Annotated in this window: 17 protein-coding genes and 4 pseudogenes; 9 read left to right on the forward strand and 12 right to left on the reverse strand. The window is 39.9% G+C overall.

The annotated features are described in order from the left end of the window. Positions 1–55: 55 nt before the first annotated feature. Positions 56–403 carry a YajD family HNH nuclease gene (locus tag JCM15074_RS04060; RefSeq protein ID WP_025820044.1) on the forward strand — a complete coding sequence of 116 codons (348 nt, stop codon included), beginning with the start codon at positions 56–58 and terminating at the stop codon, positions 401–403. Positions 404–408: 5 nt separating this feature from the next. On the opposite strand, the gene JCM15074_RS04065 is transcribed toward JCM15074_RS04060, so the two are convergent. Continuing rightward, positions 409–654: a DUF1289 domain-containing protein gene (locus tag JCM15074_RS04065; protein ID WP_025820045.1), complete on the reverse strand. Its 246-nt coding sequence runs from the start codon at positions 652–654 to the stop codon at positions 409–411. A gap of 153 nt (positions 655–807) precedes the next feature. Here JCM15074_RS04065 and JCM15074_RS04070 point away from each other — a divergent pair, with 153 nt between their 5' ends. From JCM15074_RS04070 to JCM15074_RS04090, 5 genes and pseudogenes are all read left to right on the forward strand, one after another. After that, on the forward strand, positions 808–1,968 hold the full coding sequence (locus tag JCM15074_RS04070) for a chemotaxis protein (protein ID WP_025820047.1): 1,161 nt from the start codon (positions 808–810) through the stop codon (positions 1,966–1,968). A gap of 413 nt (positions 1,969–2,381) precedes the next feature. Continuing rightward, positions 2,382–2,789, forward strand: a complete 408-nt coding sequence (locus JCM15074_RS20830) for a CBS domain-containing protein (RefSeq protein WP_037469018.1) — start codon at positions 2,382–2,384, stop codon at positions 2,787–2,789. Positions 2,790–2,904: 115 nt separating this feature from the next. Then, positions 2,905–3,078 (forward strand): annotated as a pseudogene (locus tag JCM15074_RS25575) (DUF3703 domain-containing protein); the annotation flags it as partial. Between the two features lie 531 nt (positions 3,079–3,609). After that, positions 3,610–4,836, forward strand: a complete 1,227-nt coding sequence (locus tag JCM15074_RS04085; protein ID WP_025820048.1) for a methyltransferase — start codon at positions 3,610–3,612, stop codon at positions 4,834–4,836. A 217-nt stretch (positions 4,837–5,053) separates the two neighbouring features. Further along, complete coding sequence (locus tag JCM15074_RS04090) at positions 5,054–6,775, forward strand: phospho-sugar mutase (RefSeq protein ID WP_025820049.1); 1,722 nt, start codon at positions 5,054–5,056, stop codon at positions 6,773–6,775. Positions 6,776–6,807: 32 nt separating this feature from the next. On the opposite strand, the gene JCM15074_RS25375 is transcribed toward JCM15074_RS04090, so the two are convergent. The 3 genes and pseudogenes from JCM15074_RS25375 to JCM15074_RS25225 form a co-directional block, all read right to left on the reverse strand. After that, complete coding sequence (locus JCM15074_RS25375) at positions 6,808–7,368, reverse strand: type II secretion system protein (RefSeq protein ID WP_025820050.1); 561 nt, start codon at positions 7,366–7,368, stop codon at positions 6,808–6,810. Between the two features lie 150 nt (positions 7,369–7,518). After that, positions 7,519–8,043 carry a pilus assembly FimT family protein gene (locus JCM15074_RS04100; protein WP_025820051.1) on the reverse strand — a complete coding sequence of 175 codons (525 nt, stop codon included), beginning with the start codon at positions 8,041–8,043 and terminating at the stop codon, positions 7,519–7,521. Between the two features lie 132 nt (positions 8,044–8,175). Beyond that, a pseudogene (locus JCM15074_RS25225) lies at positions 8,176–10,748 on the reverse strand (acylase). 512 nt (positions 10,749–11,260) lie between these two features. On the opposite strand from JCM15074_RS25225, the gene JCM15074_RS04110 reads away from it, so the two are divergent. The 3 genes from JCM15074_RS04110 to JCM15074_RS04120 all read left to right on the forward strand — a co-directional run bounded on the left by JCM15074_RS04110 (position 11,261) and on the right by JCM15074_RS04120 (position 14,386). Next, complete coding sequence (locus JCM15074_RS04110) at positions 11,261–13,210, forward strand: tetratricopeptide repeat-containing diguanylate cyclase (protein WP_025820053.1); 1,950 nt, start codon at positions 11,261–11,263, stop codon at positions 13,208–13,210. Positions 13,211–13,278: 68 nt separating this feature from the next. Beyond that, positions 13,279–13,794: a GNAT family N-acetyltransferase gene (locus tag JCM15074_RS04115; protein ID WP_025820055.1), complete on the forward strand. Its 516-nt coding sequence runs from the start codon at positions 13,279–13,281 to the stop codon at positions 13,792–13,794. Next, positions 13,787–14,386, forward strand: a complete 600-nt coding sequence (locus JCM15074_RS04120) for a hypothetical protein (protein WP_037469062.1) — start codon at positions 13,787–13,789, stop codon at positions 14,384–14,386. Before JCM15074_RS04115 ends, JCM15074_RS04120 begins: the two co-directional genes overlap by 8 nt. A 72-nt stretch (positions 14,387–14,458) precedes the next feature. Here JCM15074_RS04120 and JCM15074_RS04125 read toward each other — a convergent pair whose 3' ends face one another. The 8 genes and pseudogenes from JCM15074_RS04125 to JCM15074_RS20845 form a co-directional block, all read right to left on the reverse strand. Then, positions 14,459–15,859 carry an APC family permease gene (locus JCM15074_RS04125; RefSeq protein ID WP_025820057.1) on the reverse strand — a complete coding sequence of 467 codons (1,401 nt, stop codon included), beginning with the start codon at positions 15,857–15,859 and terminating at the stop codon, positions 14,459–14,461. Positions 15,860–16,031: 172 nt separating this feature from the next. Continuing rightward, positions 16,032–17,702, reverse strand: a complete 1,671-nt coding sequence (gene panP, locus JCM15074_RS04130) for a pyridoxal-dependent aspartate 1-decarboxylase PanP (RefSeq protein WP_025820058.1) — start codon at positions 17,700–17,702, stop codon at positions 16,032–16,034. A 214-nt stretch (positions 17,703–17,916) separates the two neighbouring features. Beyond that, the gene (locus JCM15074_RS04135) at positions 17,917–19,047 is read right to left on the reverse strand and encodes a glycerate kinase (RefSeq protein ID WP_025820059.1); all 1,131 of its coding nucleotides are present in this window, start codon (positions 19,045–19,047) and stop codon (positions 17,917–17,919) included. A gap of 62 nt (positions 19,048–19,109) precedes the next feature. After that, the gene (locus tag JCM15074_RS04140) at positions 19,110–20,468 is read right to left on the reverse strand and encodes a GntP family permease (protein ID WP_025820060.1); all 1,359 of its coding nucleotides are present in this window, start codon (positions 20,466–20,468) and stop codon (positions 19,110–19,112) included. A gap of 237 nt (positions 20,469–20,705) precedes the next feature. Next, positions 20,706–21,864 (reverse strand): annotated as a pseudogene (locus JCM15074_RS20840) (sugar diacid recognition domain-containing protein). A 61-nt stretch (positions 21,865–21,925) separates the two neighbouring features. Continuing rightward, entirely contained in the window at positions 21,926–22,504 is a 579-nt protein-coding gene (locus tag JCM15074_RS04150) for a uracil-DNA glycosylase family protein (protein WP_025820062.1), read from the reverse strand. Between the two features lies 1 nt (position 22,505). Further along, positions 22,506–23,072, reverse strand: a complete 567-nt coding sequence (locus JCM15074_RS04155) for a hypothetical protein (RefSeq protein WP_025820063.1) — start codon at positions 23,070–23,072, stop codon at positions 22,506–22,508. A 179-nt stretch (positions 23,073–23,251) separates the two neighbouring features. Continuing rightward, a pseudogene (locus tag JCM15074_RS20845) lies at positions 23,252–25,344 on the reverse strand (MtrB/PioB family decaheme-associated outer membrane protein). Between the last annotated feature and the right edge of the window lie 8 nt (positions 25,345–25,352).

A 25,352-nucleotide genomic window follows, 5' to 3' on the forward strand; every position in this document is an offset into this window, starting at 1 on the left:
CCTCAAGCTAATAGTATAATTATGCTTGGGGCAATTTTGTTTTTAGGTGTGGAATATGAGCAAATTAGATCAAGTATTAGCACAAGCTCGTGAATATAAAGCCAGTCGTGAAAAGGGCTATCGTGAGCAAGCGTTAAAGTTATACCCGTGGATTTGTGGTCGTTGTACCCGTGAGTTTACCCATAAAAACCTGTCTGAGTTAACGGTACATCATCGTGATCATAATCATGACAATAATCCATCAGATGGCTCAAATTGGGAATTATTATGCTTGTATTGTCATGATAATGAGCACTCTAAGTTTGAAGAGTTGATCCAATATGGCGCAACCACAGAAACTAAAGTTGAAGCGGCAACCTTTAACCCATTTGCTGATTTAAAAGCGATGATGGGTAAAAAATAACGACCTTATTTGACCGTTAATTTAGCCGAGGCAATGTTTGCTTCGGCTTTTTTATAAGCTTCACGATTTAATATTTGGGTATTAACCTTATCAACATATTGCTGTTTACGAACCGCGCAAGCATCAATGATTTGCTGTTGCTCAGTTTCAGTACTTTGGCTCCAGTCCACAATTTCATCAATATGGCGAAAACACCCCATACAGATATCATCTTCACCTAAACCACAGTTTGCCACACAAGGTGAACGCATACTTACTCCAATATTTATCATTGCTGATTAGATATTTCTATATCATCGAACAAATCACGTAATGTAACAATAGTTTGCGTTATGCTTTGTCGATATTAATGTCTGCTAAAATAGTACGCGTATTTTCGTTTAAATAGCTTCAATGGAGAAATAATGAAACGTATTGGCTATATTGTTATGGTTTGCTGGTTGGCATTGACCACAACAGGTTGCTCGTTGTTAGAAATCAAGTTGGAAAGTGGTATTGAGCCCTTACCAACAGAGCAACTCAATATGCGCGTATTAAGTCGCGACTATGTACAATCTTTTTATAGCCAAGTCGAGACCACTGCAGATTATATTGCGGCTCAAGATCCTACCATTGAGCAACGGGCTAATGCCTTAATGTGGAAGATATATGCTGAGCAAACCATTCAGCGTAGTATCTTTCAGCCGTCACCCGTCGCCGCCTTGATTGATACTTGGGTATTTGTCGAGCAGCAACAGCAATTTTTTAATCAAGGTGCTGGTAAAACACTGTTTGGCAGCCAACAAGCCGCAGCGATTGCGGTGAGTGAGTCGCTAACTCGCCAATTTAGAAAGAGTGCTAAAGGTTTGTTGAGCAGCCAAGTTTATGCAACCAGTGCTAAATTTGTTGAGCAATATGTGGCAACACACCCATTTACTGACATCAGTTTTAGCCGTCAGTCTGCATTCACGGATTATTTAACTTATCGTAAGATTGGTGAGTTCGATGTCATTAAAACCTTTGGTACAGTGCCTGAGGTGATGAGTGATATCTCCGATAGAATGTCGATGATTTCACAACAAACCCCTAAAATTCTTGGTTGGAAGGCCGAGTTATTTGCGCTCCATTCAAACATCAATACTGAAGAGCTACAAAAGACGCTAGAAGATATAAGTGTTACTTCTGCTAAGTTCCAGAAGTTAATGGCACAAAGTCCTGAAATGATGGCAACGTTAGCGGTTGATATGCGACGCGAATTAACACCTTTATTAGATCAAGTCAGCAAAGATACTGATAATAAATTAGCGCAATTAACCGAAGAGCGTAAAGCGCTGCAATTAATGGTCACGAGTGAGCGTGAAGCATTAGAGCGTATGGTGACTCGTGAACGTGAAGCCGCTAAAAATGATATTAATCAAATCGCAGATCACGCCGTAAAAGTGGTGTTTGAACAGATCACCAACACCATTAAAAGTGTCATTGTCTACTTTATTTTATTCCTGTTAGTGGTGTTCTTTGCGCCATTAGGACTGGGCGTATGGTTAGGTAAACGCATGGCCATTAAAAAGGCGAATAAAGCCAGTTAATTTCGATATTTCAAATACAATCTGTCTTTGCTCATTGACGCGATTACGCATTAGTTAGCATTGGCAGCTTGTGTTAATTGACTATTCCCCCTCATTATTTAGTCTTAGCTTATTCTTTTGCTTTAAGATGACGCTAGATTTGCAAAGATATAAGCAATTAGTTTCATCTTTCCTGTCAATGCTCGTTTTCTACGGGATCATCATTTACAGTTATCTTAACGCTTGTGTTCTTTATTCATTCGGGATGGTAAAAAGCACTATCAGTTAGCTAGGTATAGAATTAAGTATCAGTTGTAACCAGTTACTCCAAAGGGCGAAAAAGCGTGGATTGCGTTTCTTTGTCACTATTTTAGTCTGCTATTTTTTTACGACTTAACACTGCGTTAATATTCAACAATACCATGGAGGGTAAAATGAAAGTTAACCATATTATGAGTAAGAATGTCGTTACTGTCGAAATGGACGACAGCTTGGGTAAGGTGAAAGACATATTTTTAAATAATATGTTCCATCACTTGCTTGTCGTTGAAGATAAACAACTATATGGCATTATTTCAGATAGGGATTTGCTTAAGTCACTTAGTCCGAGAATAGATACGGCTGCCGAAACGATCAAAGATTTAGCTTATCTCAATAAGAAAGTACACCAAATTATGACCCGTAGCCCCATTGTGCTAAATGAGAACGCTAAGGTAACGGAAGCGATAGCATTATTTAATCAGCATAAAATATCATGTATCCCGATTATTAATGATGACAGTATTCCGGTGGGAATGTTGTCTTGGCGGGATATCATGAGAGTGCTTATTAAGAAAACGTAAATGACAGCTATCGGACGCGTAACGAACTGCTGTGTTGGCGTTATGTGGCATTATAATGAGTAGTTTGTCTAAAAACATTGCCTATAAGTGCAATCTGAAATAACTTCGACAAAGAGATTTAAAAGCGTGTGTTGGCCACCTCGTCCGAATTATTGGTGCTGCCACCCAAACCGTATTCGGTATAGTCACTGCGGGCAACTCTGGTTGTTCTAATATTAGCCCATTAAAAAAATGCCCTGTTAAACTGGGGTATCAGGCAGTAATTTTTAAAGCAAAAAGCAGTGTATAACAATCCCTTTGTTGTGCAGGTTAGTTTGCACTTACAAGCTGCAACTATAACGACTGTTTAGAGCCTCTAAATAGGGGGGATTAATTTCGTTAATATTTATCACCTTAATACTTCAACGTATCTGGCTTATATAAATGTTCTGATTCAGTTCCTGCTCTTAACATTTGCAATTTCTCTGAGCGATCTCGTCTGAAATATGACAATTAAGGTTATACCAACTTGATTAAGAAGGTGATCATTCAGCGGGAGTTCAAGGTGCTGTAGACAAGGCGGACATTTGAGTGGAATAGTTATTCTATTTTGAAAATGTTCAACGCAGTATACAGTGCCTTGAAACCCGCACGAAGTGAGCTTTTCAGGCCTTTCCATTTCGATGTTGCATTGATTTGAAAGGGAATAGCCATTACGGCACCAATGCGCCTAGAATTGTAAAGGCTGACAAGCTCTGAATAGAGCACATCTTTAATCAAATTGGTATTATACTAATGGGCGCTCAAGTGAGCGCCTTTTTATTGAGATGAGTTAGATTAGATGAATTATCAGCAGCAATTTATTGCGATTGACAAGCTACTGTTGCAAAGCCAACGTCTGTGGCAAGTGGTGGCCTTTAAGGAATTAACCTTGCCATGGGCGCAAGTGTTTACTCACTTAGCGGTAACCGTCGATGCGATAGACGATGCTGATATTGATAATATTGATGCAGATAGTGAATTACTTTATCAAACGTTATTGCCAAGTTTGCAGCAAGACCTTGAGCAACTCGGCGAAGTATGGGATTTGTCGTTATTGATGCCAAGCTTCAAGCAATTGCCAGAGGTTGAACGGGTATTAGACAAACAGATTGATAGTCATTTTAGTGCGCATATTAAAGGTCGCAAGTGGCAACAAATAAACCAGTTTGTGGCAGGCATTGGCGAGGTTAATGAACCAGTACTTGAGTGGTGTGCGGGAAAGGGCCATTTAGGTCGCTTAATTGCGAAGAGCCAACAGGTTGAGGTCACCAGTATTGAGTGGCAATCCGCACTTTGTGAGGCTGGTGATGCCTTTGCTCAGCGCTGGCAATTAGCACAGCAGTTTGTCTGCGCTGATGTATTTAATGATGATGTGAGCATGCATTTTAAGCCACAACAGCACTGCGTGGCGCTGCACGCTTGTGGTGAGTTACATCAGCAACTATTAGCGCAAGCATCAAGCTGTCAGTGTGAACAAATTACTATCTCTCCTTGTTGTTACCATTTAATTCAGACACCTTTTTATCAAGCAATGTCAACGCTTGCTCAGCAGAGCCAACTCGTGTTGGCTAAACATGATTTACAGTTGCCGTTGCAGCAGAGTGTGATTGCAAATGACAAAGCTAAAGCGCTGCGCTTACAAGAGGTGAGTTGGCGTCTTGGGTTTGATTGTTTGCAACGTGATTGCAGTGGCCGTAACCATTATTTGCCTATTCCTGCAATTAAACAAAGCCAATTATCGGGATCATTTAGTGAGTTTTGTCACTGGGCTGCGGCCGCGAAGCAGGTAGGTTTGCCTGAACATATTGATTTTGATGAGTACCTTATACGGGGTCAACAGCGCCAAGCTATCACTCGGCGTATAGATTTAGTGGCTCATCTGTTTAGGCAACTACTTGAACATTGGTTACTGTTAGATCGTGTCTGCTTTTTGCAAGAGTCTGGTTATCAGGTCAGTTTAACTCAGTTCTGTGATGCAACGGTTACCCCAAGAAATGCCTTTATTAGTGCTAAAAGAGTGAGTTAAGCGGATATCGATTAAGCTAATCTAGATTGGTAATTGTTAAATAACAGTCTGATTTTATTTGTAAAAATCCCTTTAAGCGTTAGTGTTTTGTAATTTTAAAGTCTACACCGCAATTGCTGCTTGTAGTTGCGTCATATTTCTCGTAATTTTAATGGTAATTATTTGTATTAGGCTATGGTTTTACGATGGCCTTTTCTGTTTATTATTGAGGTAGATTATGGATGCACAACTCGCATTGACCGTGTCGCAATGGATCGCTAATGATCCGGACTCAAATACACGCGCCCAGTTACAAACATTACTTGATAACAATGATCAGCAAAGTTTAGCTAAATTATTTGCTGGTCGATTAGCGTTCGGTACGGCAGGGTTACGTGGTGAGGTTGGCGCAGGCCCACTGACAATGAATCGGTTGGTGGTGATGCAGACATCTGCGGGTTTGGCTCAATACCTGCTCGATAATGTTTCTGATTCTACTAACAAAGGCGTTATCATTGGTTATGACGGTCGCCTTGATTCAAAGCAATTTGCTCATGATGCTGCTAGTGTATTTTGTGCTTATGGCATTAAAGTACGATTAACTCATAAAGTGGCGGCGACACCATTAGTGGCTTTTGGTGTTAAGCATTTTGATTGCGCAGCGGGTATTGTGGTTACTGCGAGCCATAATCCACCACAATATAATGGTTATAAAGTGTATTGGGGTAATGGTGCACAGATTGTTGCGCCGCATGATAAAGGCATTGCGGCCAGTATTGATGCTGTGGCTGCTAGCCCGATTCAAACATTAGCGCTTGATAATGCCGAAACCGATGGTTTATTAACTTGGTTAGGCGATGATTATTATCAATGTTATCGCGAGCATATTGCGTCGGCAAAAGTACTGCAAAGCAGTGCTGATACCAGCAAGGTCAGCTTAGCTTACACTGCCATGCACGGCGTAGGTGCTGAAATGGCTGAAACTGTATTAGCGGATGCTGGCGTGACCCAAGTTTATAGCGTTGCGGCGCAGCGCGAGCCAGATGGACACTTCCCAACGGTTGTTTTCCCTAACCCTGAAGAGAAAGGGGCGATGGATATGGTCATTGCAGAGGCAAAAGCCAATAACGCCATGCTTGCTTGTGCCAATGATCCTGATGCTGATCGATTTGCGGTAGCGGTGCGCCGTGATGACGGTGAATATCAAATGCTAACCGGTGATCAGGTTGGTATTTTGTTTGGCCATTATCTACTTTCAAAAGCAGATGAGCGGCAGCGTTTAGTCGGCACAACTATTGTGTCTTCAAGTTTGTTAAGCAAGATAGCATCTTCACTTAATGGCCAAAGTTATACCACCTTAACTGGTTTTAAATGGCTAATGAATGTGGCACAGCAATTACAAGTAGATGGTAGTCAGTTCCTATTTGCATACGAAGAAGCATTAGGTTACACCGTGGGTAATATGGTGTGGGATAAAGATGGTTTATCTGCATTGGTTGCTTTTGCGCAACTAGTGGCAGAACTTAATGATCAAGGTTTAACCGTTTGGGATCGCCTTGCTGAAATTTACCTAGAACATGGCTTGCATCTTAATGCTCAGGTCAGTATTGCACTTAAGCCTGAAACACCCAATATTGGTGCTTTCTTACGTGCTAATCCGCCACGAGATATTGCTGGCGTTAAGGTTGAATCGGTTGATGATTTAAGTATTTGTCTGCGTCAATTTACTGATGGCCGTACCGAGGTCATCGATTTGCCGGCGAGTGATGTATTGATTTATCGTTTAACACAGGGCGGACGAGTCATTGTGCGTCCATCAGGCACTGAACCTAAAATCAAATGTTACTATGAATTAGTTAAACCAATGGCGACTGAACAATCATTGTTTGATGCATTTGCAGATGGTCAACAGGCGCTTGTGCAATTTATCCAATTACATCAAGCGCAATTACCGCAGTAAAAGAAATTGATTCTAAGAACTATTGTAATCTATTAGTTTGGGCAGGTAGTGTTGGTATAACTATTAACACTGCCTGTAACTGAATTATATATAAAACAATATTTAGGCTGTTTTGTGTATACATAAGTACATGAACCATTTGTTGCGTGCACCCAGCCTTTATTTAATACATAAAAATCGCTGTTAGAGTTAGGTTCTTTTGATATAGTTGGTCCAGGTTGCTGCATTATTTGTTGAAATAAATCGTAACAGTCAGATTGATTATCAAGATAGACATGCTCTTCTATACCTCCAGCATTGTAGTGCTGAGCTGGCCAACCGTAATCATTGATATCGATGCTGTTATCATAGCCTTTGCCATAGATTTCTGCATCTTCCATGGTGCCAGAGGCTCCTTTGGCGACCCAAGCAGCATGAGCCAAATTGGCGGCTTCTTTAAAGGTACCTGCGGTGCCTTTGACTACGGCTCTATCTGCATCATCACCCAGATTGATAAATTTAGGGAGCGCCACTACCGCCAGAATACCGAGTATAATAACAACAACAACGAGTTCTATCAGAGTAAAACCTGAGTTTTGATTGCGAGAAATCACGGTGAGTATCCTAAATAGCGTTAGTAACTAAAGAAAGGTAGTAATAGTTTATAAATTATCGAATAAAGTTATTCTGTTGTAAATGGGCGATATAAAAAATAATCAATAATGATGTTAATTAATGTGGTGGTATATTTATAAAATGTATATTTATTCTATATTGTAGTCTACTTTGCCATTATTTGAATTATAGTAAATATAGTAATTCGGTTGGCGATTATAATGATATTTACACTGACCTGTTGGAATATATTGAGCCAAATAATCAGTATTGGTTTTACCTGATACACTTGGGCTATTGTTGGCAAACATGGCTTGCCATAATGAGACGCAGTCAGCAGCATAGTTGAGGCTTGGAAATTGCTCATGAGCGCCAATAAAGTGCTGTACTGGCCAGCCGGCTTTATTGAAGTCTAAGCTACCGTATTTATTGTGATTATAAACAGGTATGTCATCTAATGGACCTGATGCGCCATGACTGATCCACACCGTTCGCGCTAAGCTGATTGCTGATGCAAAACTACCCGCGGTATTTTTAACTTCAGCCATTTGGGCATCTTTGCTTAAATCTAGAAACCGAGGAATGGCGATAACTGCTAAAATACTCAAAATAATAATGACAACGACTAATTCAATGAGTGTAAATCCTAGTCTTTTTTTTCGAACTCTATTCATATTTATCGATTAATTTCAATTATTAAATTAATAGATAAACAATAGAGTGAACACGACAAAACTACAATAAATATTGTTTAAATTTGAATAAAAATAACGCAGCATTTGCTGCGTTATTTTGTTTGGTAGTTATTATTGAGTCGTGCTTAGATTTATTTCAGATTGTAAATTTGCTTCAATTTCTTCAGGTGTAAACAACACTGGGCGTAAGCTGTTATTTAATGAGAAATATTCAGTTTGGTCATCTGATTCTGCACGCTGGCTATTGGTTGATTGTGAGTAGGTTAAGATACCGCGAGCAACCGGGCCTTCATCAGTAAAGCTGATGGCCATGATCCAACTTGAACCATAACGAATTGGATAGCCTGAAGTCGATAATCCTGAAGGTAATGGCTTATTGGTCACTGGGTCAATTGCTGACTTGTATACAAACTGTGGAATCAAGGTGTCATCACGGCTAGTGCTATTTGAGAACACATTAAATCCACCGGCTTGATGGTAAGAGCCTGGCCATGAGAAGCGTGTACCACTAGGCTGGCCCGTTGGTGTTGAGCTTTCAACAAATTGTAAGGTACCTAATGGGTCATCAACCTTAAAGCCAGAAGCTTCTACGTTGAGTGCTGCGCGAGCGAGTAGCACTAGTGCAGAATTATCATGAACTAATTGATTCGGTGTTGTCGCTGCTTGGTTGGCATCAAATGGTGTAGTTAAATGTTGTTTTTGGTCAAATAAGTAGGCCAGTTCACGCCAAAGCGAAGCGCCAACAGCATCTCGGTTTTGTGAACCTTGCCATGCTTGTAAAGCTTGGCATGCTGCGCTGATATCCTTACTTATAGTCTCAGTCACTTTTACTGGTGTACTGCCTTGAGCCTGACATTGTTTGATTAGATCTGCGCCAATCATCTCGGCAAGATAGATGCGGTTATCAACAAAGGTTTGCTCTAACTCAGCTAAAGAAAACTTACCATCTTCACCTGCACCGTCTTGTAGCATTTTCAAGCCCATGCGCGTGCGCAGTGATAATTGCTCACGCTCTTCACCAAACATTGGCGAGAAGCCTCTAATGGCTGAGCTAAGTTAGTTGACCAATGCGAGTCATTTGAGTTTTGCACAAAGTCGCTGCGGGTCATTTTAGGGACATTTTCATACGGTGTTGGGCCATCAAAAGCAAATAGCACTGAGTTACCCGGTAATACAGTGAAGCCTGCTAATTCTCTTAAAGCTTGAAGTTCTTCGCTCTGTTTTAACATAGCAACAGCAAAGTCATTAAGCCCCGGCACTGATGCATCATCAATAAAGAATGCGTTACCTTCTTTGTCTGCGTACATCGTATTGAGGAAGATCATGCCATCATAATCGATAAAAGTTTGCTTAAATTCATCAAGGTTTGATGCGCGATTCATTGCAAGCCAATGATCTAGAGGGTCAAGGTTGCCCATATTTACGTCTTGTACCATAAAGACTTGGCCATCATCCCAACCAAATGGCGCTTCTTCAATTGGCGCTTCAATAATAGGGCCTTTATCGGTATAAAAGATCTGCTTTTCAGCAAGCATTATCTGGTCATTACCTACATTGACTTCAATTTGTACGGTATCAGATTTGATATCTTGAACCTTACCATCAACAATGTACTGCATTCGGTCGCCTGATTTTACATCATGCTTATAGACAACAAAATGTTCAGAGGTAGAGAAAGTATGGGTCCATGCTAGGTCTTTATTAAAGCCAATATTAACTAGACCAGGCATCCCCAGTAATGAGCCGCCGGTGATATCAAGATGACCTGGGATAGTATTATGAGATTGCCAAAAACGTAGGTTACCTGTGAATGGGAAGTGTGGGTTGACGAGCACCATACCCTTACCATTTTCGGTCATCTCTTTACCTAGCCCCCAACCATTTGACCCTAGTTTTTGTGGGTTTTTCTCTGGCAGCGTTATGGTATTGGCATGGTTAATAAACTTTTGCTTAGTGTCAGCTATAAATGCTTGTGCTAACTGAGGATCCAATTGCGCTGACTTTGGCTTCATACTCGGTAAGTATTCATGACCATCACCTGGGTTTGCGTAAAAAATTAGATCTAAGAAGTTAGCAGCACCAGGAAGAATATTGATTGAGAAGATATAGGTGGCCATATCAATATTCGTAATAGGTTTGACCCATGGCTGACCCGCACAGAAAAGATCTGCATTGGTCTCTTTTCCTGATTCAATATCCGCTAAATACTGGTTATAACCTGCGACATAACCTTCAATTAGGGCGCGTGAGTTATCGCTAAATTTTGAGTAATTTGTTTCAGCTAATTCTCTAATCTTTAGGGCTTTATAAGCAAAGTCAGAGATAATGTTGCCATTGTCTTGGTGGATAGGTAAGCCACTACTGAAGTCAATTGAAGCATGTGGTCCAAAGTACTTAGAACGTTCAGAGTTTGCTTTAGTAAAGCCGTCAGCCAAAATACATAAGTTATCTTGTGCTTGGACGTAGCCACCACCATAAGCAAGGCTTTCGAGGTTATTGGCCGTAATGTGCGGTACGCCGTAGGTGGTACGCTTAATGTTAACTTCTAATTTTCCATCGACTGCAAAATTAGGTATTTCAGGTTTGCTTACTACGGGTGGTGTGGCATCAGTATCTGAATTACAGCCACTGAGTAATATGCTTGAGGCCACTCCCATCATGACTATGAGTTTGTTGAATTTCATTATTATAATTATCCTGAAACGATGCATATAAAATATGCAAGTCCTTGTAGTATTTTATTATTTATCCTTATGTTCGATATAACGAACACGGCTCAAAAATAAGCGATTAAAATTTCTGTGCAAGGGATATTTAACTCTGTGATGGTTAGATGGATAAATTTAATTCGAGGTCAGTCCACTTACCAGTATTAATAACTAACAGTTGTGCTTTTAATGGTTAAATATAATGAGTTTTTGAGTTTATATTTTCGGGCATTGGTAATTAAGCAAAAGGTAAAATAATAATACTTTACCTTTATAATAGTCATTTTTAATGACGGGATTCTGCTTTAATAACTAGGGCAGATAGCGCTTTAATTTACACTTGTAGCTTTTTGTATCTTCGCTGCTGGCTTTTATAATTCGAGACCTAATACACGTTTTTATTGATGGTAATGATTTATTATGGTTTCAATTTTTATATAAATTGGTCTAGTAATGCCTCATAATCGTTGCAGGGAAAGCAAACTAATATGAAGTTTCATATTCATTTACTGCTATTAATATTTATATGCCTATTTGCTCATCAAACATTTGCAAATCAGTCTGAAAATATGAACAGTTTTAGTCCAGTTCTTGAACAAAAATTCAATAAATTATACAAGCGTGTATATTCACACCCTCAATTAGTATTAAGCGAATTAGATAGTTTATTTCCCAATAATGAGTGGGAAAATAATGATTCACTCTATATTCATTATATGAAATTAAGGTTTACAGGCTTTTATGCTCAAACCTTAGAAGATGAAATGGCAAACATAGCCAAACAAGTGATGAATCGTGCCATTAACTCTCAATCAGAGGTAATGATGGCTGAAGCTCTTTTCTTAAATGCAGTAACTGTTTATGGTAATGCTGAGTATGATCTCGCAAGAGACTTTACTCAACAAGGACTTATTATTGCGAAAAATTTGAATAATCATGAATTATTAGTCAAATTATATAACATGCGGGCGGTACTAAATTTACTTCTTTTAAGTCATGACCTTGCCCTTGAAGACTTTCAAAAATCGCTGTTATATTGGCAAGATGATACTTTTTATGCTCAAGATTTTGATATTAAAATATTTACTAATATGTCAATTATCTTTATGCAGCTTGACCAGTGGCAAGATGCCGAAATTTATAATAAAAAGGCATTGGATACATATAATAAAACTAAGTCTACTAATACAAAATTATTAGGTATTATTTATATAAATAGAGCCGTTATTTCAGATAAAATAAATGATTTAGAAGCTGGTAAATATTGGTTAAAACGAGCAGAACATATTGCTATAGATTCTGATGATTATCACTTACAGTTAAATGTTATTATTAAACAGCTTAATAATGAAAATAGGCTTAATAATTTTTCTAAAGCAATTCTAGTTGCAGAAAAATGTATTGCACTGGCTAAAACAGTAAAGCATAAGTTGTATATCAATAGCTGTAACCTTAGTTATGGTAAGACCTTATTATTAAAAGGTGAATACCAAGCAGCATTAGACTTAGTTATTGTGGCATCTACTAACTTACAACAATTAGGATTGCAAGAACGTTATATTGATTCACTTGAGTTATTAGCTGAGATATATGTGGCTTTGGATCAGCATGATCTAGCGTATCAAATATTTAAACAGTATCACTTAGCAATTAAGGATGCATTGTTTGATAAACGGCAAAAACAAGTTTTTGCTATGCAGGCACAATTTCAAACAGAAGCACATGAAAAAGAGCTTAAATTGTTACATGTTGAGCATCAGTTGGCGTTAGCCGAAATTAAAGAGCAGCAATTACGGCACCGATTTATTATTGTCTTTGTCGGCCTATTATTGTTGATTGGTTTGTATATGTTGGCACGTCATTACCAAGCATTACGATCTAACTCTCAATTAAAGATTATCAATAATCAATTGGTTAAAGTTTCTCATTGTGACTCATTAACAGGGTTGAAGAATCGCCGTTATTTAGAAGAAAAGCTTGGTGAATTAACCCATTTATCAGAGTTACAAACCTATACGCTAGTATTATTAGATTTAGATCATTTTAAAGTGATTAATGATAGTTTCGGCCATGACATTGGTGATGAAATATTGATTGGATTTAGTCAATTAATGCTCACTAATATTCGTGAATATGATGAATTGATCCGCTGGGGGGGAGAAGAGTTTGTGATTTTAATGCCACAAACTGAAACGGCAAACATAGAGCAAATTCTCAATCGTATTCGAATTAAGGTTGCACAGCACCAATTTCAAACCCAGCAGGGGCCACGTAACTTAACAGTGTCGATTGGTGCGTTAAGTGGCATCCCACAAGCCAAGTTAACAGGTTCATTTTCTCAATGTTTACAGGCTGCTGATGTTGCCTTATACCAAGTAAAAAATAGTGGTCGTAATCAAGTGATCGTTCATAAGTGGTTATCATCTACTGTAAATTGATTGCTTTTTGCATATGTTAATAAATTGTGTATTGTTATCTATTATACTTAATTAATAATAGGTAATAGATGACGATATTGATTGATACTGCACGTTTGCAGATGCGCCACTTTAATTTAGATGATATTGAAGCCGTACATCAGTTTTCAACCTGTATTGAAACAACCCGCTGGACGGGAGATGCCGGTGTTGTGCAAACTAAAGCCGATGCTAGACAAGTGATTGAGCGGGTTTGGATGAATGAATATCAGCGTTATGGTTATGCTCGTTATGCATTGATACATAAGCAAGATAATAAAATTATTGGTTTTTGTGGCATTAAATATGAACCATCATTACAGTCAACAGATATTGGCTATCGGTTATTACCGCAATATTGGAATCAAGGATTTGCAACAGAAGCATGTGAAGCATTAATTGACTATGTTAAAGCACAATTTCAACTGGATAAGATAGTGGCTGAGGTCGTTGCTGAAAATTATGCATCAATCAATGTGCTTGGTAAGTTAGGGTTTAAATATCTCGATAGTTATCAAAGGAATGGATTCCATCTCAACTATTATGAATTATCACTTAATGATTAATCGTACCTTTGTTGTTTGTCTTTTGCTTTTATTTGCGTCATTGGCCTATTGGTATTCAACTCAGCCGATTATCTTAGGCGATGGCGTTAAGGCTCCGCTGATACCTTACCAAACATCTCCAAGCTTTGCTCAAAAACATCAATATGGCGAATATCAGGTTACTGAAGTTGCTGACTTTGTGATGACCGCTAAGGTTCTGGCGCGGGAGGATTATCGGTTTGATCGCGGCGCTGATCTATCAACAACTGATTTTGTTTTTGGTTGGGGTAGAATGTCTGATGAAACGGTGCTTGAGTTTATTGATATTTCACAATCTAACCGTTGGTATTACTGGCGTGCATCTAAATTGATTATTCCTAAGTTAGAAATTGCTCGTAGTAGCGCCAATATGCATTTGATTGCTGCTACAGAGGCGGTTGCGGATATTATTGATGATATTAAGGTTGGGCAAATTATCGCGCTAAAGGGACATTTAGTGAATGTCAGCAGTGATGATGATTTCTCATGGAATAGCTCTCTCAGTCGTTTTGATACCGGGGATGGTGCATGTGAACTTATTTGGGTAGAAGATATTAGTATTGAACCCTATTAGTAATAGGTTTTAATTCACTAGAAAAGCCAATAAAGGCAAAGCGCCAATGATGGCGCATTATTGTGATGATGACTAAGTTGTTTTAAGTTGTTTTAAGCGATAAGCAATGGCAACAAAGGCAGGTAAACTAAAGATAACAAACCCAATCGAGAGCATGCTAGCGGCATTGCCACTATCAATACCTTTAGGAATGTCATAACTAATAATAATGGTAAAAATACTGCTACCTATACCTAATACACTCACCAGACACATACCAAACTTACCACCGGGGACTTTAAAGGGCCTAATAGTGTCTTGGTGCTTATAACGTGACACCAAAAAACAGATAAATACAAAAATGTACATCACCATATAAAGTTGAGTCATCAGAATATTCAATAACCACATACCTTCATTAACGTTTGGCACAAAAATAAAGACCATTGATAATAAACTGACGATTGCACCCTGTAATAACAGTAATGGTACTGGAGCTGCATTTTTGTTTTGTCTTGTTAGCTTGATGGGCATAAAGCGATCTTTCGCTGCCACATGTAGGCTTTTAGTTGGCGCAATAATCCAATTATTCAAACTCGCTAAACTGCCGAATACAATTGCCAAGGCGATAACTGGCAGCATAAACCCTAAGTGTAAATCAGCTAAAAAAGTCTTAAACGCTAACACAATACCTTCACTTAAACTTGAATGTGCATCAGATACCACGGCTGAAATGGATAATGAACAAGCGGTGAGTGAAAATAGGATCACTACCGTCGAAATTAATAAGGCTTTCGGATAGGTTTTTTGTGGATCTTTGACTTCACTGGCATAAGCCGTGGTAATTTCAATGCCTGTTAATGAAAGCACTACGGCGGTAAAGCTGGCGCCAATACCAGTTTGAGTTAAATCAGGTAACCAGTCACTGACATGACTTAATGAGATATGAGAGCTTTCTGGGTTGGTGAAAATCCAATAAATGCCTAAGCTAATAATTAATAAGATTGGGAAGATAAGGCCAATTGTGCCAAATACATTGGTGATTAAAGATGAAAGCCGTAACCCTTTTATATTTACTATGGTGAGTGACCAAAAAATAATATTAATCATTACTAACATAAAAATATTATTACTGGCGAGATCAGGAAAGAAAGGGTAAGTCCCTGTGGCTACAATAAATGATATTAATGGCGGGTAATACACGATATTTTCAGCATATTGAAACCACACAGTTAAAAAACCGAAATTAGGCCCTAATGTTTTTTTGCCCCAAAGATATACACCACCTTGTTCAGCATAAGTGGTACTCATTTCGGCACAGACCAAAGCCGTTGGAATAAAGAAGCAAAAGCCCGCTAAAATAAAGTAACTAATTACATGGCTACCTAATAATGCCGCGCCAGGTAAGTTACGGATGCTATCAACGGATGTGACAGTAATCATGACCACAGAAAAAACAGTTAATTTTGCTACGGCATTTGATAGCTGACTCATATTAAACCTATGCCCATTGATACAAATTGATAAACATTGAGCTAAGTATTGTCGGTATCCGCTAAAAATGGAATTTTTATATGCGAAAAACAAAGTTAATTAAGCAAAATTAACTTTGTGTATTCTGCGGCTATTTACTCATGAGGGTTGGTGAGTATTGGATGCCGTATGATTAAAGCGGATTGCTTGTCGAGGTTTCTTCACAAAGTGCTAATAACTGTGGTGTAAACAGATTTTCAGTCGCAGCAATTGCAACTTGTTCAGCAAGTACATCAGTTAAAATTTTATCCGTGGTTAATGGATTGGCTAATACGACTCTAAATACCACAATATTATCGCCATTATGTTGCTGCGGCTGTAAGCGGGTACGTGACACAAATGATTTACCCTGTTCACGTTGGTGTTTTTGAATATATTTAGTTAAGCCATTAAGCAGTTGATTAATTTGTTGAAGCTTTTGTAGTTGCTGTAATGATTTCGCATGTTTGATGGCTTGTTGTACTCGCAGTGGTACATAGCGATAAGTTAGCAAACATAATTCAGGTGCTGAAATAAGTTCAAACTCAGGGTGTTGATTAATCAGTTTGGCAAAGTAATGGGCTTTTTTGATGCTGTTATCAATTAATATTTGATAACCATCTAATCCTATAATTTGTAAGCAAGCATGCACTAACATTGCCATGCCCGTACGTGAGCCCTCTAAGGTTTGGCTACCTAAATCTTTTGAACCTTTACGTAAGATATATTCGGCATGGTGTTCAATTGCATGCGCGGCGGTGGGCTCTTTAAAAATCACCATACCTGCACCCATTGGCACATACATCTGCTTGTGGGCATCAATGGTAACTGAGTCGGCCAATTCAACTCCTGCGAGTAAGTGGCGTGAATTATTTGATAATAAGGTTGCACCGCCCCAAGCAGCATCAACATGGAAATGACATTGTAACTCTTGTGCCAACGCCGCGAGTTCTGTTAAGGGATCGATATTGCCCGTTTCAGTGGTGCCTGCTACGCCAACAATGGCCATGACTTTAATGTTTTGCTTGGCTAGATTCGCCGCTTGTATACGCATCTTCTCCACATCGACTTTATTATCAGCATCGGTCTCGATGGCAATAATATTGTCGCGGCCAATTCCTAATAAATCGGCTGCTTTACCTAATGAATAATGGCCTCGTTTAGAGACTAAGATGGCCAAGTCACTGTAACCATAATGTTGTAATGCTTTGATAAGTCCAGATTTGGCAATGCCTTTAAATTGGCCGTCAGCTTTGAGCAGCTGGTTACGTGCCACCCACAATGCGGTAATATTGGCGATAGTACCGCCAGAACAAAAAGCCCCTAAGGCATGATTAGCGCTGTGCATCCAGTTTTGATAGAAGTCATCTTGTTGTTGATAAATAAGATGATGCAACATTCCTAACACTTGACGTTCTAACGGCGTAAAAGCTTTAGATGTTTCAATTTTTACCAGATTTTGGTTCAGTCCTACCATCATTTTCGAGAGCGGTAATACAAAATAGGGCAGAGCTGAGGTCATATGACCAATAAAGCTAGGCGCAGCAGTATGTACTGAGTGGGCGACTAGGTTATCCATAATGAGATCTGCGTAGTCTGATACAAACTGAGGTGTTGTTGGTATTTGGTATTGTTGGAAATCTTGTTCAATTTCGTGCAAGGGTTTTTCTAGTGCGGCAATGCTTTCACCTAAAAATCCCGCCAAGTTCTGCGATATATTTTTTTCAATAATCGAGAGTGTTGAATCGGGGGCTTCTGGTACCGTAAAAATACGTAATAGGGATGTTTCAGAAGCTGTTGCTTGGCGAGTGGCGAATACTGTCATTTATTTTATTCTTAATATAGTTTTTAAAAGTCAGTACTAAAACTAGGCTGTTTTAGTGATATTCACTGTACTGTATCGTTCTACGACCATCAAGTAGAACGATATGAATATAGTAATTTTGTCTTAATCAAGTTGCTATAAGTCATGCAAAAATTAAGGGAGCCAATGCTCCCTTAATTAAATATGTGAGTTATGACTCACATTGCATGCAGTATCACTTGAGTTGCCATAGTCGAGCAATATTGATTGCAGCTTGAGTTAAATTATATTCTGATTCAGCAAGGGCCTCATTGAGTGGCATTGCCCGAGGTACCACCGCAAAAACGGCTGTAATACCGTGTGCTAATAACTGGTTGGCATCATGGCTGACACAGCCTGCAATAGCGATAACTGGAATATTATGACGTTGTGCTGCGCGAGTGACGCCAATAGGTGTTTTACCATGTAAGGTTTGACTGTCTAAACGTCCTTCACCTGTGATGACTAAATCTGCGCCAGTGATTTGCTCGTCAAATTTGAGTGTCTCTAACACAATCTCAATGCCTGGGCGTAATGTTGCCTCGAGCAAGCTCATCACGCTTAACCCCATGCCGCCTGCCGCCCCTGAGCCTGATGTGAGTCGATGATCGACATAGCCATTTTCAACCAGAATATCTGCATAGTGGTTAAGTGCAGCATCAAGTTGTTTAACCATATAAGGTGTGGCGCCTTTTTGTGGGCCAAAAATGCTTGAGGCTCCGCGCGCACCACAAAGTGGATTATCAACATCACAAGCCACATCGAACTGACATTCAGCAATTGCAGGGTGCAGTTTGCTGGTATCAAGATAAGCAAGGTCAGCTAATGCTTCACCACCTAATGCTAACGGCTGTTTATGCTCATCGAGTAAAATAGCGCCAAGAGCCATTGCCATGCCTGCTCCAGCATCATTAGTGGCACTGCCACCCAGCCCAATGATGATATGTCGAATACCATGATCAAGTGCATGAGCAATCAGCTGGCCCGTGCCCCAGCTTGAAGTAAGAAGAGGATTTCGACGGCTAGGGTCGACTAGATGTAACCCTGATGCCGCGGCCATTTCAATGATGGCGGTTTTACCTTGTCCCATTACGCCATAAAAGGCATTAACAGTGTCACCAAGTGGCCCTTGTACCGAAACCGTAATGATTTTACCGCCAGTGGCATCAACGACAGATTGCACCGTGCCTTCGCCGCCATCGGCAACAGGGACTTTGATATATTGTGCATTGGGTAAAACTTGCTTAAAGCCAGTTTCAATGGCATTAGCCACTTGCATTGCACTAAGACTTTCTTTGAATGAATCGGGTGCGATGACTATTTTCATGCTGGCATCCTATAGCATGTCGCTAAGATCGTACTTAGCGACATTATTTTGAAATATAAATGTTATAGCAGAACCAAGCTGAGTAGATAAACCACTGCCATTGAGCTAACACCTTGAATTAAGGTTGCCATAGTTTGTGCTTTATAGGCTTGTGAAACACTCATGCGGCTAAACTGTGCCACAACCCAGAAGAAACTGTCATTAGCGTGTGAGACTGTCATCGCACCGGCACCAATGGCCATTACCGTCAATACGCGGCCCATTTCAGTTCCAAGACCAATATCACCCAGTAAAGGGGCGACTAAGGCTGAGGTAGCAACTAAGGCAACAGTCGATGAACCTTGTGCTGACTTTAATGCTGCAGCCACTAAGAATGGCATAAAGATACCAATACCTAATGCAGATAAAGATGAACCTAAGAAGTCACCAATTGGCGTTGCTTTTAATACTGCACCAAATGCACCACCTGCACCTGTAATCAAAATAATCGGTGCTGCAACCACTAAACCTTGGCTAATGCGCTCGCTAAATTCTGCAATTTTATTGGTTTGTTTAAGCAGTAGTAATGACAATAATAAACCAATCATTAATGCATTAAGCGGTTGACCTAAGAAGTTTAGTAAAGAATACAGCTCTTCTACACCAACGGGTTTAGCGGGTAAGTTGGCAACGGTGCCAAGACAGATTAGTGCGATAGGCACAAAAATAGGTGCAAATGCTTTAGCTGGTGATGGTAACTCGCCATAAGCTTGTTTTAGTTCTTGGTAGTTATCAATTTGCTCTTTAAGTTCGGCAGCGCCTTCACCATCAGGCTCAACATCTTTAAAGCGGTTGGCCCATAACATACCTGCTAACGCAGCGACGGCAGCCACAAAAGCACCCACAGCAATTACTAGCCCTAAGTGATGCTCTAAACCTAAATTGCCCGCAGCAGCAATTGGACCTGGTGTTGGTGGAACGAAAGTATGAGTGGCATATAAGCCCGTGGCTAAGGCAACGCTCATCGATACGCTAGAGACCTTCATCCGGTTAGCCATCGATTGTTTTAGCGAGTTTAAGATAACAAAGCCAGAATCACAAAATACTGGAATTGACACAATATAACCAATGATCGACATGGTTAAGGTAGGAAAGCGTTTGCCCAGCACCTTAATGACCACATCCGCCATTGTAATTGCCGCGCCGCTTTTTTCTAAAATAATACCGATAATGGTGCCTAATACGATGACTAGACCGATATAACCTAAAATACCACCAAAACCAGAGGTGATCGTTTTGGCGATATCAGCGCTCGGTAAACCGTAAGCGAAAGCGGCAATAAATGAAGCAATTAACAGCGTTAAAAAGGGGTGTAGTTTAAATTTAGATGTTGCAATGACAATAAAGGCTATCACCGCAATCAGGATCAAGATTAGGCTCATGATAATTCCATTTGTTTTAATAGTATTGTTGTAGGGGGGAATACCCAAACTACTTGAAGTCGCTTAACTACTTCAGCAAATACAACCTCAGGTAGCTTGGGTATCGGGGTTGTTAAGTCGTCGCTCATTGATACGCTCAACAGGCGATATTATGGCTTTAATCTGTGCTGGCAGGCTTTATAACATTTGACGGATAATCTCATCATTACACGGTTATTTTTGTGCAAATGCACAAATTCAGCCTAGATCGTTTATCGCACTGGTATGGCAAAGGGTTTGTGCCAGATGTAATTGCAATAAATCATTAATATTGTGCATATCTAATTGAGTAATAACACTTATTCTATCTAGTCGGTATCTGAGTGTATTACGATGAATAAACAGCGAATCGGCACATTTGCCATATCATCAAAATGGTTGAGGTAAGCGGTTAAGGTTTTTTGTAATTGGCCATTTTTATCTTTGTTTTTGAGTGCCAGTAATGGCGCTTTTAGCTCATCACCACGCCAATGGTGACTCAACTCTGACAGCAACACCGGCATTGCATAATCTTTATATAAGTATTTATATTGAGTCGGTGCGTGGAACTTGCCTAAAGCGAGTGTATCAAGTGCCGTTTGATAAGAGCGAGCAATACCTTCTAGCCCAACAAAATAGTGGCCTAATGCAATGCTGAGTTTTATGCCTGCCGTTGGCGCAATACGACTGAATAATTTATCAATGCGAGATTCCTCAAGGCTAGGGTCCCACTCTTTACCATTGAGTAACGCAGGTTTTAAAATGACCAGTTGATTAATGGAGGTCATTGCCACTAAATTGTCACGAGCCGGATTCTCAAGTAGATGGATAATTTGTTGTAGTTGTTGCTGGGCAGATTGTTGTTCATTGGCTTGAAGCTCAATAATTGCAGCGACTCTAGGGATAGTGAGGTCAATATTTAACTGAGCTGCCCATTGCTGCATCTGCGCTTGTTTATGCGGTTTAATCAGCAGGAGGATCAGCTCCTCTTTTTGCCGTTTCTGTAAATTCGAACGTTCAATTAAGTCTGCTTGTTCAATCATCATTTCAGCGGTCATTTTTAATAAACTGGCCATCTGTTTGACTTCATCTGGTTTCCCCGTAATACCGAGCGCACCAACAATCTGGCCACGATAATATAGGGCTGATTAATCCCTGATTTAACGCCTTTGAGATTGAGCATAGTGCCATCGTCAATAATCACTGTGCGTTGCTGACTGATGGCGAGTAATGCACCTTCATGGATAGTATTGATACGCTTAGATTCACCACTGCCAAGAATGACACCATGGTTATTCATTACATTGATGTTGTACCCAATGATATTCATTGTTCGTTCAACAATCTGTTGTGCTAACTGGCCATCTAAGAAGTACAAAACCGCTCTCCACCCATAATGATGAGACTGTTATATGGGGTTGGGATCGATTCAGCAAGGATCAGTTTGTCAAAATTTGCTGTACTCGTTGTTTTAAGTGCGTCAAGGTGTGTTCGGCAAATTCAGGATGCTGTTTTAGCCAAATATTATTACGTGGGCTAGGATGAGGTAATACGATTTGCTGCGGCCAGTATTGCGGGTTATTCGCTACTGCATCGGTGACAGATAGGGTTTGTTGTAAGTGCCACGCGATTGCGTATTTACCAATAATAATGGTGAGTTGTAATTGTGTCAGTTGTGCTAATAGTGGCTGTCGCCAAGTAGCGGCGCAGATTGGCAATGGCGGTTTATCTCCGCCTTTGTTTTTTCCGGGATAACAAAATCCCATCGGTAAAATCGCAAATAAATTGGGGTCATAAAATTGTGTTTTATCAACCCCTAGCCAACTGCGTAAACGCTCACCACTGGCATCATCAAATGGGATGCCTTTATGGTGAGTGATATCGCCGGGTGCTTGACCTGCGATTAGGATTTTGGCATTAGCGCCTATTTGTAAAATAGGCTTAGGCGGGTAGGGCAGTTGTGAGGCACATAAGTGACATTGGTGTACCTGTTTAATTAACTGCTCAACATTATTCACTTTAGTGCCATAATTGGATTAACTGGTAAATCCATTTTGCCAGTAATAGGTAACCGACAGCTAGGATAATATAGTTAAGATATTTTAATTTATTATCTTGGTAAGTGCGGATAAACACATGACTTGTTGCTAATGCAAATAGTGCTACTGGTGTGATAAACGCACCAATGGCCGTGAAGCATAACCCTGCAATCGTTAGCATAGATGCACTGCGGTTTGAAGGGACTCGTTGCTGAGTGCAAAGTTGTAATGGTAATAGCGCAAATGCGGTGCCAATAAACACTAAACCACCATTAAGCGCCATATCTGCCCAGCCCATGTGATCCATAAAAATACCAATCACAGATAAAATCGGCATGATCAGTGAAATATAGGTATGTACCTGAGCAAAGCGTTTACTTTGATAACGGCCACTGACATAAAAAAGGCTTTGTAAAATTAGGTTTAGTAGGGTGAAACCGCCTAAGCCTAAAATGATAAATACGGTTGCATTGCTGCCTTCTGGCGAAAATGCAAAAGCGGGCAGTGGCAGTAAAACTAACATCAAAGATAGAACAAATGGGCGCATAATAAACTCAAGCAGACGATAAATTGGCTATATGAGTTTGATTATATGCGTAAGTTCAGTGAAAAGTAGAGACTTGATTGCTTTGTAGGCAAATTAGCGTTATCTAAATTCAAAACTGTGATCTTGCTTATAAAAAAACCGCAGGCAGGCTGCGGTTTTGAATTCAGTATGAGTTGTGATTATAAACGGTAGTTAACCGATAGCATCACTAACTGGGCGTTGTAATTATGGCTATTGTTGCCAAAGGTCAGTACATTCCAAATTTCATCAACTTGGCCTGATTGCGCGGCATCATTATCTTGATAACGCTCATATTTATAATCAAGGCGTAATCCTAGATGTTCACTGACTTGATAATTAGCATAGAGGTTTGCATTATGCACCTTGGCAAAATAATCACCGTAATTACCCGTAATAGCCTGAGTCACTTGAGTATCACTATTTGAGTCAGAATAAGTGTAGTCGAGGCCGAGCGTCAGCTTATCTTGTAATAGATTACGATAAGCTAAGTTTAGTCCGACAACATTGATTTGATCTTCAATTGTCGCTTGCCAAGTTGCACTCGCAAAGTTGTCGCTGCCTGCTTGGTCTAGATCAATGGTCTGGTAACTATAAAAGCCTGAAATATCAATATTATCGGTAATCAGATAGTTGATACTGCTATCAAGACTTAAGTCTTTACTTTCTGTTAGACCAATTACGGTTTCATCATAATCATCTAATGCGTAGCGCGCGCCTAAATCAACACTTAACGCTGGTGTGACACTGTAGCTAAAGCGTGCTTCAACTTGTGTTCGCTCTCGATCGGCTAAATTATATTTGCGCAGTAACGCATTGGATTCTGACGAAGTGAGTTCTGATGCTTGATAGCGAGAACCATCTTTTAAACCATAACTGGCTTTAAAGAACAGGTTCATATCAGCAAACTTAGTGATCCGTAAACTGCTCCATAAGGTGCTGTCATCAGTGATTTCGCGATCTTGGTAGTCGCGGTCATCACGGCGGTAATCAAAGCCTGCTGCAAATTTAACACCGCGAACAATACGGTAATCAGCGGCTAACTTGGCGCTATGATAGCTAAAATCATATGGCGTGTTGTAAGCCACTTGGCCTGTGACATCATTAATACTAATCTGAGTCCATTGTTCAACTTGTGTGGTGTTATCACGCTCGTTGTAATCATAAACGGCAGAGAGTTTTAAATCACGACTGATACGAGTTTGTGCTTTTAAATTAATGCCCAATAAATCAACTTCAGCATTGGCTGATTGCTGCGGTAGTGCGTAAGCATAACCTTGGGTCACAAATTGCTGATCTTGTGACATTTGACCATAAAGTACGCGACCATTAACTCGGGTCGTGTCAAATCGATACTGACCTTGTAATGATACAATATGCGATTCGTTATCAGGATCCAGTGCCATTACCCCGACTGTTTGTGCACCAAAAGTGGGATTAAAAGCATTATCAAAGCTTAACTGGCTATATTGATTACTAAAGCGAGAGCCATTGTAATTAAGTGCAGTGAACCAATTTTGACCATTAAAGCTGATGCCTGCTTCAATCATATCCGTAGTGTAATCTACAGGTTCTGCTAGCATCATCGATTGATTAAAGAGCTACCAGAACTGGTTTTTAAGCCTTTTTTCTGCTCACGCTCATAATTAATATAAGTCTGCCATAACTGCTCAGATTGATACTCAAAACCTAAGCCATAGCGTTGACGTTTCAAGTCCATATCAAAGGCATAGAGATCTGTTGCCAATTGAGTCATTGCGCTGGTGCTACCTGCAGTTACCCAATTGTTCGGCAAACTTAGCTGATCACTACCCACACCTAAATAAGGGGTTAAGGCATTATCAGTATCAAAAGTCGTTATTTGTCTAAAATTAGCATTAACTTGGTAGTGACCTGCTTGACCTGCACTTAATTGAGCGCGGCTATTGTCCATACCGAGGTTATCGGCATTAAATTCAGCGTTATAGCCTTGTTCATTGCTGTAACGGACATCTGCATCAAGTTTTGCGGCTAATTCGTTATCAGTGCCCATGGCATTAGCAGCGCGAAGATCATCACTATGTTGGTAACCTAGACCCACACCAATGTTGCCATTGACGCCAGTTTCAGCTTTACAGGCTTTACATACCCATTTATCGAATTTTACTTTACTGGTATTGGCTTGGCTTAAATCAAAACCTTGCGCCATTACCGCGCTCATGATCCCTGCTTGCGCTAGCATGGCTAGGGTGAATACATTGAGTTTACATTTCATGCTTTCAT

The organism is Shewanella marina JCM 15074, from assembly GCF_000614975.1.
GTDB lineage: Bacteria > Pseudomonadota > Gammaproteobacteria > Enterobacterales > Shewanellaceae > Shewanella > Shewanella marina.